This is a genomic window from Polaromonas sp. (assembly GCF_043778355.1).
Taxonomy (GTDB): domain Bacteria; phylum Pseudomonadota; class Gammaproteobacteria; order Burkholderiales; family Burkholderiaceae_C; genus Polaromonas.
This window is the reverse complement of record NZ_JAYWHI010000024.1, coordinates 1-13,973: the sequence shown is the minus strand read 5'-3', so window position 1 is coordinate 13,973 and position 13,973 is coordinate 1. Positions and strand designations below refer to the sequence as shown.

Below are 13,973 nucleotides of genomic sequence, written 5' to 3'. Positions count from 1 at the left end.
GACCGGTCGCTGCGCGTCAGGCGGCGGGCTGACAGCCGGGCTTGTTGTTGCGGGCATGACCCGCGATCCATGCTTGGCGGGCTCATGCGGCGCAGTGCGGCGGGGCGACATGGGTCCCTGATCGAGTCCGGGATGACAGCCTCAGCCCGTCGCTCCCTTGCGGAAGTCGCCGGGACTGAGCCCGGTGGCCGCGCGGAAGGCCCGGATAAAACTCTTTTCGTTTTTGAAACCTGCCGCGGTCGCGACCTGCTTGACCAGTTTGTCGCTGCGGTTCAGCAAGTCCTTCGCGCGTTCAAAACGCACCTCATCCTTCAGCGCCTGCAGCGACGCGCCTTCCTCCTTGAGCTGCCGGTGCAGGGTGCGGGCCGAGACATGGAGCAGCGCCGCGACGCCGTCAGCCTTGTGCGCCTGCTCTGGCCAGGCGGCCAGCGCCTGGCGTACCTGCTGAACCAGCAGGCGGTCGCGCCGGTACTGCAGCACCGTCAGCGGCAGCGCGCGCTGCAGCATCTGGGTCAGGGCTTTTTCGTCACGCCGCAGCGGCAGGGCCAGGTAACGCGCATCGAAACGAATCGACGCCCGCGCCGCGCCGAACTGCAGCGGACCGGGAAACATCAGCGTATAGGCATCGGCATGCGGCGGCGCAGCAAACGGGAAGTGCGCGCCTTGCAGCGGAATGCGCGAGTCGATGTACCAGCAGGCCAGGCCGTGGATGTTGCGCAGCACATGCACCAGGCAAAACGCGCGGGCGGCCTCGCCGTGGCGAGCCAGGTTGGCGCGTTCCTCGATGGTGATGGCCGCGCTGTCACCGGTGACCACCAGCCGCAGGCGGATGTCGTCGGTCAGCAGCCCATGGTGGCGGCACCAGCGCTTGAGCGCCACGCCCAGGTCGGGCGCGCTGAGCGAGGCCCTGGCCAGCATGCCGTAGCTGCCCCAGGGCAGGCGGCGGCTGAAGGCGCCCAGGGCTTCGTCGTCCAGTTCCTGCATGGCGGTCCCGGACAACACTTCCATCTGGCGTGCGTTGATGCGGGCCTCGGGCTGTTGCAGTTTGGCTGGCGTGATCTGTGCCAGCTTGAGGGCGTTGGCGGGGCTTTGACCGTACAGCGGGTAGGCCGCAGCGATGACCCGAGCAAAGGCCATGGGCGTGGCAGCGATGGGCGGGTTGATGGTCTCGGGTGCAGGGCGGGCATGCATGGCTCAAGTTTCGCGCAGGCTGGCACGATTTGCAACCTGTGTGGCGACCGCGTGGCAGCTTTTGGGCCTAAGCTGGGAGGTTTGGCGTTAAGGTGTGGACTGGCGCCTTCGACGGGCTCAGCACGGGCGCTTCAGCCCGAACGGTGAACGAGCCGCTGCACGCCATGCGATTGAACAGAGGAGACACATGCCAGTTCTGGAAACCAAACTCAACGCCCGCTCGGCCGACTTTCAAGCCAATGCCGCCGCCATGCGTGCGCTGGTGGACGACTTGAAGACGCAGGTGGCCAAGGCCGCTGCCGGCGGCGGTGAAGCTGCCCGCGCCAAACACGTGGCGCGCGGCAAGCTGCCACCGCGTGAGCGGGTGCAGATGTTGCTGGACCCCGGCACGCCTTTCCTTGAATTGGCCCCGCTGGCGGCGCTGGCCATGTACCCGGACCGCGACGGCAGCGACAGCGCGCCCTGCGCCGGCGTGATCACCGGCATTGGCCGTGTCAACGGCGTGGACTGCATGATCGTCTGCAACGATGCGACAGTGAAGGGTGGTACCTACTACCCGATGACGGTGAAGAAACATTTGCGCGCGCAGGAAGTGGCACAGCAAAACCGCCTGCCCTGTATTTATCTGGTCGATTCCGGCGGCGCCAACCTGCCGAATCAGGACGACGTGTTCCCGGACCGCGACCACTTCGGCCGCATCTTCTACAACCAGGCCAACATGAGCGCACAGGGCATTGCGCAAATCGCCGTGGTGATGGGCAGTTGTACGGCGGGGGGCGCCTACGTGCCGGCCATGAGTGACGAAACCATCATCGTCAAGGAGCAGGGCACGATTTTTCTGGGCGGCCCGCCACTGGTCAAAGCTGCCACCGGGGAGATTGTCACTGCCGAAGACCTGGGCGGCGGCGACGTGCACACGCGCCTGTCGGGCGTGGCCGACTACCTGGCGCAGAACGATGCGCACGCGCTGGCGCTGGCGCGCGCCGCCGTCGGCAACCTAAATACGAATTACAAGAAAAAAGAGGCGCCAGCCCCTATGCGACGAGCGCCACGCGCTCCTGAATTTGCAGCAGACGAGGTGTATGGCATCGTGCCCACCGATACGCGCAAGCCTTATGACGTGCGCGAAATCATCGCCCGCATCGTCGATGGCAGCGAGTTCGACGAGTTCAAGGCGCGCTTCGGCGCCACCCTGGTGACCGGTTTTGCGCACATTGAAGGCATGCCGGTCGGCATCATCGCCAACAACGGCATCTTGTTCAGCGAGTCGGCGCAAAAGGGCGCCCACTTCATCGAGCTGTGCTGCCAGCGCAAGATCCCGCTGGTGTTTTTGCAGAACATCACCGGCTTCATGGTCGGCCGCAAGTACGAGGCCGAAGGTATTGCGCGCCACGGCGCCAAGATGGTGATGGCCGTGGCCACCGCCCAGGTGCCCAAGTTCACCATCATCATCGGTGGCAGCTTTGGCGCCGGCAACTACGGCATGTGCGGCCGCGCCTACAGCCCGCGCTTTTTGTGGATGTGGCCGAATGCGCGCATCTGCGTCATGGGCGGCGAGCAGGCTTCATCCGTGCTGGCCAGCGTGCGGCGCGACGCCATCGAGGCCAAGGGCGGCAGCTGGAGCGCCGAGCAAGAAAAAGCCTTCAAGCAGCCGATGCTGGACCAGTTCGAGCACCAGTCGCACCCTTATTACTCGAGCGCGCGGCTGTGGGACGACGGTGTGATCGACCCGGCCGACACGCGCCGCGTGTTGGCGCTGGGCCTGCGCGCGAGCCTGAATGCGCCGATTCCCGAGCCGAAGTTCGGTGTTTTCCGCATGTAACTGCGCCAGAAAGAACCCATGTCCAACGCCTCCATCTACGACACTCCCGAATACGAATCCCTGCGCGACCAGATTGGCCGCTTCATCGCCAAAGAGGTGGAGCCGCATGCCGCCGCCTGGGAAGAAACCGGCTGTGTACCGCGCGACGTGCTCAAACGCATGGGTGCTGCCGGCCTGTTCGGCCTGATGTACGAGGAAAAATACGGCGGCGCCGACAGTGACGCGATGACCAACCTGGTGTTTGCCGAGGCGCTGTCGCAATCGACCTTTGCTGGCTTCATCATCACCGTGCTGGTTCACACCGACATGGCCAGCCCGCATCTGCACCACGCGGGCAACGCGGCACAAAAAGAAAAATACATGAAGAAGGTGATCGCCGGCGAGCTGATCACCGCCGTTGGCATCACCGAGCCCGGTGCAGGTTCGGACGTGGCGGGCATACGCAGCACCGCCAAACGCGACGGCGACGACTGGGTCATCAACGGCACCAAGATGTTCATCACCAATGGTGTCCATGCCGACCTTTATTTTGTCGCGGCCAAGACGGGTCCGGGCAAACGCGACATCTCGATGTTCATCGTCGAAAAAGGCACGCCCGGCTTCACGGTCGGCCGCGCGCTCAAGAAAACCGGCTGGCTGTCGTCCGACACCGCCGAGCTGATCTTTGACAACGTGCGTATCCCCGCCTGGAATCTGCTGGGCGAGGAGGGTAAGGGTTTTTATTCAGTGATGAAAAACTTCCAGACCGAACGCATCGCGCTGGGCGCGATGGCGGTGGGCCACTGCCAGCAGGCGCTCAAGCTGACGGTGGACTATGTGCGCCAGCGGCAGGCCTTTGGTGGTCCGCTGTGGGACCAGCAGGTGATCCGCCAGCGCATCTCGATGCTGGATGCGAAGACGCGTGCGGCGCGCGCCTTCATGTACCACTGCGCCTGGCGCGTGACGCAGGGCCACGACATCGTGCAGGACGTGTCCATGCTTAAAGCCTTGACCGGTGAGCTGGTCAATGAAGTGGTGCAGACCTGCCAGCAGTTCCACGGGGGCATGGGCTTCATTCGCGAGACAGCCATCGAACGGCTTTGGCGTGACGCACGCGTGCTGGCCATTGGCGGCGGCGCAACCGAGGTGATGCTCGAAGAAGTCGCCAAGCGCTACTGAAACGGTTGAACAGAAAGAGCAAGCATGAAACATCTCGAACTGAGCTTTGGCGGCGGAGTCTCTACCGTCACGCTGAACCGCCCTGAAGTACGCAACGCCTTCAACGACGAGGTGATCGCCGAACTGACGGCAGTTTTCATCGAACTCGGCAAACGCGAGGAGGTGCGCTGCATCGTGCTGGCCGCCAATGGAACGGCCTTCTGCGCGGGTGCCGACCTGAACTGGATGAAACGCATGGCTGACTACACGCGCGATGAAAACGTCGCCGATGCCGGCGCGCTGGCCGAGATGCTGCGTGTGGTGTACGCGTGTCCGAAACCGACGATTGCCAGGGTGCAGGGTGACGTGTATGCCGGCGGCACCGGTCTGGTGGCGGCCTGCGACATCGCGGTCTCGGTGGACACGGCCGGTTATTGCCTGAGCGAGGTCAAACTGGGATTGATCCCCGCGACCATCAGCCCTTACGTGATCCGCGCGATGGGCGCACGTGCCGCGCACCGCTATTTTTTGACGGCCGAGCGCTTCAGTGCCGCCGAAGCCTTGCGCATCGGGTTTGTGCATGAGGTGGTGCTTGCCGCAGAACTTGATGCCAAGGTCGCGGAACTCGCGAAAGCGCTGGTCAACGCCGGCCCGGAGGCCGTGAAGCTGTGCAAGCTGCTGGTGCAGGACGTGGCGCAGCAGGAGATCTCGACCTCCCTGATCCGGATGACAGTCGAAGGTATTGCAGACATCCGCGTCAGCCCCGAGGGCCGCGAGGGCGTTCAGTCTTTCCTTCAGAAGCGCAAACCTAATTGGATAAGCTGATGCTCCCCCCCGCTGTTTGCTCACTTCGTGTAGCACCCTCCCCCCTGCAGGGGGCGACACCAGCGGTCCGGCAAAGCCGGTCCCGCGGTGTCCGCTGGCCTTCGAAGATGGCTTCACTGGCAGGCGCGGCGCAAGGGATGATCCTGGCCTTGATTCTCGGTGCATCGGCCTGGGCCCAGGCGCCGGCCGAGCCGGTGCGCGCTGCGGACCTGCGCGAGGAAGTGCAGCATATCGCGGTCAAGACGCAAGACCTGTATGGCAAGTCGGCCGAGGGAATCATCCCGGTGACCATCTTCCGGCCGGCCGGTGACGGGCCTTTCCCTTTGGTGATCATGAACCACGGCCGGGCGACCAAGGACAAACGCGGCGCGACAGGCCGCCAGCGTTATGAACACCTGTCGCGTTATCTGGTGCGCAAGGGTTTTGTGGTGATGATTCCGACGCGGCTGGGGTACCACGAAACCTATGGCCAGTTTGACCCGGAAGACGCCGGAAATTGCAACACGCTGCGGCCCGAGGCCGTGGCCACGGCGGCATCGGACCAGGTGCTGCAGACGCTGGACTTTGCCCGTACCCTGCCGTATGTGAATGCGCAGCGCTGGGTCGTGATGGGCCAGTCGGTGGGCGGATTGACGGCCGTCGCCACCGTGTCGCGTAATCCGCCGGGTCTGGTGGCCGGCATCAACTTTGCGGGTGGCACTGGCGGGGATCCGGAAAATCGCCCCAACGACCCCTGCAATCCGCGCGCGCTGGAAAGTCTGTGGCGCAGCAGGGCCGCCACGGCCAACGTACCGATGCAGTGGTTTTATTGGGCCAACGACAAATACTGGGGCGCTGACACCCCCAAGCGCTGGCATCGCGCCTGGACCGACGGTGGTGGCCAGGCCGAACTACATGCCATGCCGGCATCCGGGGCCGACGGCCACAGTGGCATGAGCAACGACATGGACCGCTGGGTGCCGCTGGCGGAAGAATTCCTGGCGCGCAACGGTTTCAGCAAACCGGGCACCGTGGACATTCCCAAAGCCAGCGGCTTTGCCAAAGTGGATGAGGTGGAGCGGGTGCCGGTGAACAAGGCCAGCCGCGACAACACCTATGCCAAATTTCTGGCCGGCAACAAGCCACGCGCTTATGCAGTCAGCGCTGATGGTTCCAATGGCTGGGCTACCGGCGACTGGGCGGCCGGCCGCGCGCTGGGTTTTTGCCAGGCCAGGCGCGGCATTGTGTGCAAGCTGTATGCGGTGGATGACGATGTAGTGTGGGTGCCATGAACATAAGAGACCTGGATGAATAGTCTCGACACCGCGCAACTGATCGCCCTGGCCGGCGCGCTCGGCTGGGCCAGCGGCGTGCGCCTCTACCTGGTGGTGTTGCTGACCGGTCTGGCGGGTTTCATGGGCTGGGTTGCCTTGCCGCAAGGCCTGCACCTGCTGGCGCACCCGGTGGTGCTGGGTGCCAGCGGCTTCATGGTCTTCGTCGAGTTTTTTGCCGACAAGATTCCGGGGCTGGATTCACTGTGGGATGTGGTGCACACCGTCATCCGCATTCCCGCCGGCGCGGCGCTGGCGGCCGGTGTCTTTGGCGCAGACAGTGGTGTGATGGCCTTGCTTGCTGCTCTGGCAGGCGGTACGCTGGCTGCCACCAGCCATGCGGCCAAGGCCACGACCCGCGCGGCCATCAATACCTCGCCCGAGCCCTTCAGCAACGTGGGCGCCTCGCTGGTGGAAGACGGCATGGTGCCTGCCGGCCTATGGCTGGCCATTGCCCATCCGCTGGTGTTTGTAGGCGTGCTGGTTCTGGTGCTGATCTTCAGCGTCTGGCTGATCCGCACCTGCTGGCGCTTCCTGCGGCAACTGTTTGCACGTGTGGCCCGCATCTTCAGCGGCAAACCCGACAGCGGGCCGGCGCCGGCTTTTACCCTGACATCTCCTTTTTCAGAAAAGAACGACTGACATGTTTAAAAAAATACTGATCGATGACAGGGGTAACCATGTTTAGAAAAATACTGATCGCCAATCGCGGTGAAATTGCATGCCGCGTGGCGGCGACCGCACGCCGCATGGCCATCCAGACCGTGGCTGTGTATTCAGATGCCGACGCGGATGCGAAACATGTCAGTGCCTGCGACGAGGCCGTCCATATCGGCGGTAGCGCACCCAAAGACAGCTATTTGCGCTGGGAAAAAATCATTGCTGCCGCCAAAGCCACCGGCGCCGAGGCGATTCACCCCGGCTACGGCTTCCTGAGCGAAAACGAGGAATTTGCCCAGGCCTGCGGCAATGCCGGCCTGGTGTTCATTGGCCCGCCGGCCTCGGCCATCAAGGCCATGGGCCTGAAAGCAGAGTCCAAACAACTGATGGAAAAGGCCGGCGTGCCGCTGGTCCCCGGCTACCACGGCAGCGACCAGGACCCCGCGCTGCTCAAGCGCGAAGCCGACCGCATCGGTTACCCGGTGCTGATCAAGGCCAGCGCCGGCGGCGGCGGCAAGGGCATGCGTGCGGTCGAGAAGGCGGAAGACTTTGAAGCCGCGCTGGCTTCCTGCAAACGCGAGGCCATTAACAGCTTTGGCGACGATGCAGTGCTGGTGGAAAAGTATGCGCAGCGTCCGCGTCACATTGAAATCCAGGTATTCGGCGACACTCACGGAAATTATGTGTACCTGTTCGAGCGTGACTGCTCGGTGCAGCGCCGGCACCAGAAGGTACTGGAAGAAGCGCCAGCGCCTGGCATGACGCCAGCCATGCGCCAGCAGATGGGCGAAGCAGCGGTGGCTGCGGCGCGTGCCGTCAACTATGTCGGTGCGGGCACGGTTGAGTTCATCGTCGAGCAGCGCAGCGATGGCAGCATGAATTTCTTTTTCATGGAGATGAACACGCGTTTACAGGTTGAGCACCCCGTCACGGAAGCCATCACTGGGCTGGATCTGGTGGAGTGGCAGTTCCGCGTGGCTTCCGGCGAACAACTTCCCTTGATGCAGGGCCAGCTGGGGATTCATGGCCACGCGATTGAAGCGCGTATCTGCGCCGAAAGCCCGGACAACAATTTTTTGCCAGCAACCGGCACGCTGCATGTGTACGGCCTGCCGCCATCTGTTTCTTTCGAGCGTGGCCTGGTGCGTGTGGACGCCGGCGTGCGCGAGGGCGATGTGATCTCGCCGTTTTACGACTCGATGATTGCCAAGCTCATCGTGCACGGCGACACGCGTGAACAGGCGCTGGCGCGTATGGACGAGGCGCTGGCGCAGGTGCATATCGTGGGCCTGAGCACCAATGTGCAGTTTTTGCGCCATGTGGTGCAAAGTCGCTCCTTTGCTGAAGCTGATCTGGACACGGCCCTGATTCCACGCGAGCAGGCGGTGCTGTTCCACCAGGAAAAGATCGGCCTGCCGCTGGCTGCGGCAGCCGCCGTGGCCTTGCGACTGCTGGAAGAAAAAGTGCTTGAGACAGCCGACCCCTTCAGCAAGCGGGACGGCTGGCGTTCGCACGGTGTAACCCTGCGCCGCTTTGAATTTGAATTTCATGGCGAACCCGCGAAGGCCGAACTGACCTATCTGCATGACGGCGCGCTGCGCCTGGCGGTGAGCGGTGAAGAGGGCCTGCTGATGTTCTCGCGCGAAGGGGAGGCGGTCACGCTGACCTTTGGCGACAAACGCCTCAGGGCCCGCCTGTACCGTCGCGGTGAAACCGTGTTTGTGTTTGCCCGGCGGGGCGCGACACAGATCGCGGTGATCGACCCGCTGGCCCATGCTGGCGAGGCCCACGGCGAAGCCGGCAGGCTGACCGCGCCCATGCCGGGCAAGGTGGTGTCGTTTGCCGTGAAGGCGGGGGACAAGGTCAGCAAGGGCCAGGCACTGGCCGTGATGGAAGCCATGAAAATGGAACACACGATTGCCGCACCGGCCGATGGGGTGGTGCAGGAGCTGCTTTACGCACCCGGCGACCAGGTCATCGAGGGAGCCGAGTTGCTCAAGATGGCAGGCTAGAAACGTGAATGCCTGTTTTTGCAGCTTGTCATCCCGGACTCCGTCCGGGATCCTTGCGTGCGCTCCCACTTTCCTTCGGTGCATGGATGGCGGGTTCCCGGATCGAGTCCGGGACAGACTCTGCCCGCAATGACAGCCAGAGCCAGCGGGTGTCGAATGGTCGCGGCACAATCAAGCCCATGAATATTCTTTTTTGTTGCACAGGTGCCAAGGCAGAGCCCTGGGTTGCCGGCCTGCGAGCGGCGTTTCCCGCTGAGAGTGTTGAAGACTGGGCGCCGGGCGCACCCGCCGCAGACTATGCAGTGGTCTGGACGCCGCCGCAGCAATTCCTCGAAGAGCAACCGCAACTCAAGGCGCTGTTCAACATCGGCGCGGGCGTTGATGCCCTGCTGAAACTGAAGTTGCCGCCCCAGGCCTTGGTGGTGCGACTGGACGATGCCGGTATGTCGGTACAGATGGCCGAATATGTGAGCCATGCGGTGATCCGGCATTTTCGGGAGTTTGATGGCTACGAGGCCGACATCCTCGGCGGCAAATGGTCTTACCGGAAGCCGCACCTGCGTGCCGATTTTCCAGTGGGCGTGATGGGGCTGGGCGTGCTGGGCGAGCGCGTGGCCCGCACGCTGACGCAATTCGACTTTCCCGTGAAAGGCTGGAGCCGTTCGCCCAAAACCATTGAAGGTGTCCAGTGTTTTTCGGGCGAGGCGGGCATGGCGGACTTCCTCGCGGCCTCGCGGGTGCTGGTGTGCCTGTTGCCCCTCACACCAGACACGACGAACATCATGAACCGGGACACGCTCTCCAGATTGCAGCCCGGTGCCTATGTCATCAACGTGGCGCGCGGGGCCCATCTGGTGGACGAAGATCTGATTGCCTTGCTCGACAGCGGCCACATCGCTGGCGCCACGCTGGACGTGTTCCGCACCGAGCCGCTGCCCGCAGAGCACGCTTTCTGGAAACACCCGAAAATCAACATCACGCCGCACACCTCGGCACGCACCCTGCGCGAGGAAACCATCGCACAAATCGCGGGCAAGATTCGGGCAGTGCAGAGCGGGACGCCTATTGCCAGCCTTGCCGGTGTGGTTGACCGCAACAAAGGATACTGACCTCATGAAATACCCCTCCAAAGTCAAAATCGTCGACGTTGGCCCGCGCGATGGCCTGCAGAACGAAAAAGCGCCGGTACCAGCGGCCATCAAGATCGAGCTGGTGCATCGCCTGCAAGACGCCGGCCTGACCGAGATTGAGGTCACCAGTTTTGTGTCGCCCAAATGGGTGCCGCAGATGGCCGATGCCGCCGAGGTCATGGCCGGCATCACGCGCAAGCCCGGTGTACGTTATTCGGTGCTCACGCCCAACATGAAGGGTTTTGAAGCTGCCGTGTTGTCAAAGCCGGACGAGATCGTGGTGTTTGCTGCTGCCAGCGAGGCTTTCAGCCAGCGCAATATCAACTGCTCGATCGAAGAAAGCATTGAACGCTTCCGGCCGGTGGCCGAGGCGGCGCAGGCGAACAACATCTATGTGCGCGGCGCGATCTCCTGCGCCGTCGGCTGCCCCTACGAAGGTGAGATCGCACCGGAGCGCGTGGCCATGGTGGCGCGCCTGCTCAAGGAGATTGGTGTCCAGCACATCGGTGTGGCTGACACCATTGGCGTGGGCACGCCAGTCAAGGTCGAGCGCGCCATGGAAGCGGCGTTACAGTATTACGGCGTTGACGACATTTCCGGCCATTTTCACGACACCTACGGCCAGGCGCTGGGCAATACCCTCGCCAGCCTGCAAATGGGCATCTGGCAATACGACACCTCGTCGGCTGGCTTGGGCGGCTGCCCGTATGCCAAGGGCGCGACCGGCAACGTGGCCACCGAAGACGTGGTCTATATGTTGCAAGGCATGGGCATTGAAACCGGGATCGACCTCGGCAAACTGATCGACGCCGGCAAGTTCATCAGCGACTTCCTGGAGCGCAAGCCGAACTCGCGTGCATCCACCGCCCTTCTCAACAAGAGGGCCGGGTAAATGACACACCCCCGAAGCGCCTGCGGCGCCCCGTACTGTCGCCAGAGGCGACAGCTCTTCCGAGCCGTCCAAGCCTGCGCAGGCAGGCTTGTAGCCGCGGCTCTCAGCCCCTCGAGGGGGCGCCACCAGCGGCCCGGCAAAGCCGGTTCCGCGGTGTCCTGCGGATTGAGCGGAGCGCAATATGTGCGGCGCTGAATTGCATGCCTTGCCCGAAGGCGTCCAGCGGGTTGCTGCCCTGCTCCAGCAGCGCGGCCACCCGCACACGCCGGTGATGCTCGACGACGCGGCGCGCACCGCACAACAGGCGGCCGATGCGTTGGGTATCCTGCTCGGCCAGATTGCCAAGAGCATCATCTTCCGCCGCAAGTCGGACGATGTGGCGGTGCTGGTCATCACCGCCGGCGATCAGCGGGTTGACGAACGCAAGGTCGAGGCGCTGGTTTGCCCCGACGGCAAACGCCTGGGACGGGCCGACGCAGAATTCGTCAAGGTGCGCACCGGCTTTTCGATTGGCGGCGTGTCGCCGCTGGCGCACGCCACGCCGCCGGTCACGCTGATCGACCAGAGCCTGTTTCGTTTTGAAGAGATCTGGGCGGCCGCGGGCCATCCGCACGGCGTGTTCAAACTGAGCCCGCAGCAGTTGGTGGACCTCACCGGCGCACCGGTGGCCGATGTCGTGGTGGACCCGGTGCAGGAACAGGTGTCGCAGCAACATGCGATCAATCTGGTAGCTGCTCGCGCCCGACAGATAAGGGCTGAGTCCGTCAATCTTCCATCACCCTGCATCTCGGTATGCCGCATGAGTACGCTCACGGGCTGGTGCGAAGGCTGCTTTCGCACACGCGACGAGATCGCCGGCTGGAGTCAGGCCAGCGATGGCGGCAAACGCGCGGTCTGGAACCTGATTGAGCAGCGCATCGTTGCGCTGCAGGCGTGATGCTTCGCACGCGTGATTGGTGCTGCTCATGAAAAACCTCACCTTCTATCTTGATTTCATCTCGCCCTATGCCTGGCTGGCATTCGAGAAATTGCCGGAAACACTGAAGGGCATCAGTTACAGCGTCACCTACAAGCCGCTGCTGTTTGCCGGTTTGCTGAAACACCACGGGCAACTTGGCCCCGCCGAGATCGCCGGCAAGCGTGAGTGGACCTACCGCCAGGTGCTGTGGCTGGCACACGAACAAGGCGTTGAACTCCAGTTGCCGGCGAAGCATCCCTTCAACCCCTTGCCTCTGCTGCGTCTGGCCGTGGCCTGCGATGCCAACGGCACGCCGAACCGCTATGTGTGCGAGACGCTGTTGCGCCATGTGTGGTGCGGCGGCGCCGACGCTGCTGACGAGTCACGGCTGGCGCAGGTGACGGCGCTGCTGACGCCGCAACGCGCGCCCGACAGCCCGGAGGTCAAGGCCGACCTGAAGGCGCATACCGATGAAGCCATCCGGCATGGCGTGTTTGGGGTGCCCACCATCGCAGTGGATGACAAATTGTTCTGGGGCCTGGACGCCTTGCCCATGCTGCGCGCCTATTTATTGGGTCATGCGTGGTTTGATGGCCCTGACTGGGACGCGGCGCGGCAACTGGAGTCTGGTGCCACCCGTCCCAAATAGGACGGTATTGTTCGCATCCTGAAAAATTATTCAGGGGTTTTCCCTCGAGTTGTCAGTAGTCGATAAGTTTCGCGCAAGCTCCTGTTGGTTTCACGTCAGAGCAGGGTCAGCGGTCTCCAAAATAATGCCTTCAGCTTCCAAACGGGAGGCCTTACTATTTTGGAGACACAACACATGTCCGCAGCCATCGACAACCGACCCATGTCCAAGGAGCAGAAGAAGGTGATCTTCGCTTCTTCGCTGGGCACCGTATTTGAGTGGTATGACTTTTACCTGTACGGCTCGCTTGCGGCAATTATTGCCAAGCAGTTTTTCTCGGGTCTTGATCCTTCAGCCGCGTATATTTTTGCCTTGCTGGCATTTGCTGCCGGTTTCCTTGTGCGTCCGTTCGGCGCGCTGGTGTTTGGCCGCCTGGGTGACATGATTGGGCGCAAATACACCTTTTTGATCACCATCGTGATCATGGGTGCGGCGACATTCATTGTTGGCTTGCTGCCGAATTACGCCACCATTGGTATTGCCGCGCCTATTATTCTGGTGGGTTTGCGCATGCTTCAGGGTCTGGCACTCGGTGGTGAATACGGTGGTGCTGCTACCTATGTGGCCGAACATGCGCCACAGGGCCAGCGCGGGTTTTACACCTCATGGATTCAGACCACTGCCACGCTGGGCTTGTTCCTGTCACTGATGGTGATTCTGGGCGTGCGTCAGACTGTCGGCGAAGCGGCTTTTGCTGATTGGGGCTGGCGTGTTCCGTTCCTGGTGTCCATTTTGTTGTTGGGCGTGTCCGTCTACATTCGTTTGTCGATGAATGAGTCCCCCGCCTTCCAGAAAATGAAGGCCGAAGGCAAGACCTCCAAAGCACCTTTGTCCGAGTCGTTCGGTCAGTGGAAAAACCTGAAAATCGTGATCATTGCCTTGCTGGGTTTGACCGCTGGGCAGGCGGTGGTTTGGTACACCGGTCAGTTCTACGCGCTGTTCTTCCTGACAACAATTGCCAAGGTGGACGGTGTCACGGCCAACTTGCTGATTGCCGCCGCACTGGTGGTTGGTACGCCCTTCTTCATCTTTTTTGGCGTGCTGTCTGACAAGATTGGTCGCAAGGCCATCATCATGGCGGGTTGTCTGCTGGGTGCGATCACGTACTTCGCAGTGTTCCCGATGCTGCTGCAGTACGCCAATCCGGCGCTGAAGATGGCGCACGACACCGTGCCCGTGAGCGTCACGGCCGATCCAAAATCATGCTCCTTCCAGGGCAGCCCGATTGCGCGTGAGATCGACTTCACCAGCTCTTGCGACCAGGCCAAGCGGGTGTTGGCGCAAAACTTCATTCCGTACAAGAACATCGCCGGTCCTGCTGGATCCATCGCGTCAGTTCAAATCGGAA

12 protein-coding genes are annotated in these 13,973 nt (G+C 62.6%); 11 read left to right on the top strand and 1 reads right to left on the bottom strand.

The features are described from left to right. Window positions 1-141: 141 nt before the first annotated feature. On the bottom strand, window positions 142-1,191 hold the full coding sequence (locus ACH2CW_RS03750; protein ID WP_395055505.1) for an AraC family transcriptional regulator: 1,050 nt from the start codon (window positions 1,189-1,191) through the stop codon (window positions 142-144). A 187-nt stretch (window positions 1,192-1,378) separates the two neighbouring features. Between ACH2CW_RS03750 and ACH2CW_RS03745 the strand changes: the two genes are divergently transcribed. The 11 genes from ACH2CW_RS03745 to ACH2CW_RS03695 form a co-directional block, all read left to right on the top strand. Next, complete coding sequence (locus tag ACH2CW_RS03745) at window positions 1,379-3,013, top strand: carboxyl transferase domain-containing protein (RefSeq protein WP_395055504.1); 1,635 nt, start codon at window positions 1,379-1,381, stop codon at window positions 3,011-3,013. A gap of 18 nt (window positions 3,014-3,031) precedes the next feature. After that, a complete protein-coding gene (locus ACH2CW_RS03740; RefSeq protein WP_395055503.1) occupies window positions 3,032-4,171 on the top strand; it encodes an acyl-CoA dehydrogenase family protein in 1,140 nt (379 codons plus the stop codon). 24 nt (window positions 4,172-4,195) lie between these two features. Continuing rightward, the gene (locus ACH2CW_RS03735) at window positions 4,196-4,975 is read left to right on the top strand and encodes an enoyl-CoA hydratase/isomerase family protein (RefSeq protein WP_395055502.1); all 780 of its coding nucleotides are present in this window, start codon (window positions 4,196-4,198) and stop codon (window positions 4,973-4,975) included. Between the two features lie 107 nt (window positions 4,976-5,082). After that, entirely contained in the window at window positions 5,083-6,246 is a 1,164-nt protein-coding gene (locus ACH2CW_RS03730) for a dienelactone hydrolase family protein (protein WP_395055501.1), read from the top strand. 15 nt (window positions 6,247-6,261) lie between these two features. Then, a complete protein-coding gene (locus ACH2CW_RS03725) occupies window positions 6,262-6,927 on the top strand; it encodes a DUF4126 domain-containing protein (protein ID WP_395055500.1) in 666 nt (221 codons plus the stop codon). A gap of 38 nt (window positions 6,928-6,965) precedes the next feature. Next, window positions 6,966-8,957, top strand: coding sequence for an acetyl/propionyl/methylcrotonyl-CoA carboxylase subunit alpha (locus tag ACH2CW_RS03720; protein ID WP_395055499.1), 1,992 nt, complete (start codon window positions 6,966-6,968; stop codon window positions 8,955-8,957). 179 nt (window positions 8,958-9,136) lie between these two features. Continuing rightward, on the top strand, window positions 9,137-10,066 hold the full coding sequence (locus tag ACH2CW_RS03715; RefSeq protein WP_395055498.1) for a 2-hydroxyacid dehydrogenase: 930 nt from the start codon (window positions 9,137-9,139) through the stop codon (window positions 10,064-10,066). Window positions 10,067-10,070: 4 nt separating this feature from the next. Further along, window positions 10,071-10,979, top strand: a complete 909-nt coding sequence (locus ACH2CW_RS03710; RefSeq protein ID WP_395055497.1) for a hydroxymethylglutaryl-CoA lyase — start codon at window positions 10,071-10,073, stop codon at window positions 10,977-10,979. A 181-nt stretch (window positions 10,980-11,160) separates the two neighbouring features. Continuing rightward, window positions 11,161-11,916, top strand: a complete 756-nt coding sequence (locus ACH2CW_RS03705; RefSeq protein WP_395055496.1) for a YbaK/EbsC family protein — start codon at window positions 11,161-11,163, stop codon at window positions 11,914-11,916. A gap of 28 nt (window positions 11,917-11,944) precedes the next feature. After that, complete coding sequence (locus ACH2CW_RS03700; RefSeq protein WP_395055495.1) at window positions 11,945-12,586, top strand: 2-hydroxychromene-2-carboxylate isomerase; 642 nt, start codon at window positions 11,945-11,947, stop codon at window positions 12,584-12,586. A gap of 174 nt (window positions 12,587-12,760) precedes the next feature. Further along, window positions 12,761-13,973: MFS transporter (locus tag ACH2CW_RS03695; RefSeq protein ID WP_395055494.1), on the top strand; the 1,213-nt coding region annotated here is incomplete at its 3' end.

Bases quoted from the DNA above. Each gene is read 5' to 3' on its own strand.
- ACH2CW_RS03750 (WP_395055505.1), bottom strand. From the start codon at position 1,191: ATGCATGCCCGCCCTGCACCCGAGACCATCAACCCGCCCATCGCTGCC.
- ACH2CW_RS03745 (WP_395055504.1), top strand. From the start codon at position 1,379: ATGCCAGTTCTGGAAACCAAACTCAACGCCCGCTCGGCCGACTTTCAA.
- ACH2CW_RS03740 (WP_395055503.1), top strand. From the start codon at position 3,032: ATGTCCAACGCCTCCATCTACGACACTCCCGAATACGAATCCCTGCGC.
- ACH2CW_RS03735 (WP_395055502.1), top strand. From the start codon at position 4,196: ATGAAACATCTCGAACTGAGCTTTGGCGGCGGAGTCTCTACCGTCACG.
- ACH2CW_RS03730 (WP_395055501.1), top strand. From the start codon at position 5,083: ATGGCTTCACTGGCAGGCGCGGCGCAAGGGATGATCCTGGCCTTGATT.
- ACH2CW_RS03725 (WP_395055500.1), top strand. From the start codon at position 6,262: ATGAATAGTCTCGACACCGCGCAACTGATCGCCCTGGCCGGCGCGCTC.
- ACH2CW_RS03720 (WP_395055499.1), top strand. From the start codon at position 6,966: ATGTTTAGAAAAATACTGATCGCCAATCGCGGTGAAATTGCATGCCGC.
- ACH2CW_RS03715 (WP_395055498.1), top strand. From the start codon at position 9,137: ATGAATATTCTTTTTTGTTGCACAGGTGCCAAGGCAGAGCCCTGGGTT.
- ACH2CW_RS03710 (WP_395055497.1), top strand. From the start codon at position 10,071: ATGAAATACCCCTCCAAAGTCAAAATCGTCGACGTTGGCCCGCGCGAT.
- ACH2CW_RS03705 (WP_395055496.1), top strand. From the start codon at position 11,161: ATGTGCGGCGCTGAATTGCATGCCTTGCCCGAAGGCGTCCAGCGGGTT.
- ACH2CW_RS03700 (WP_395055495.1), top strand. From the start codon at position 11,945: ATGAAAAACCTCACCTTCTATCTTGATTTCATCTCGCCCTATGCCTGG.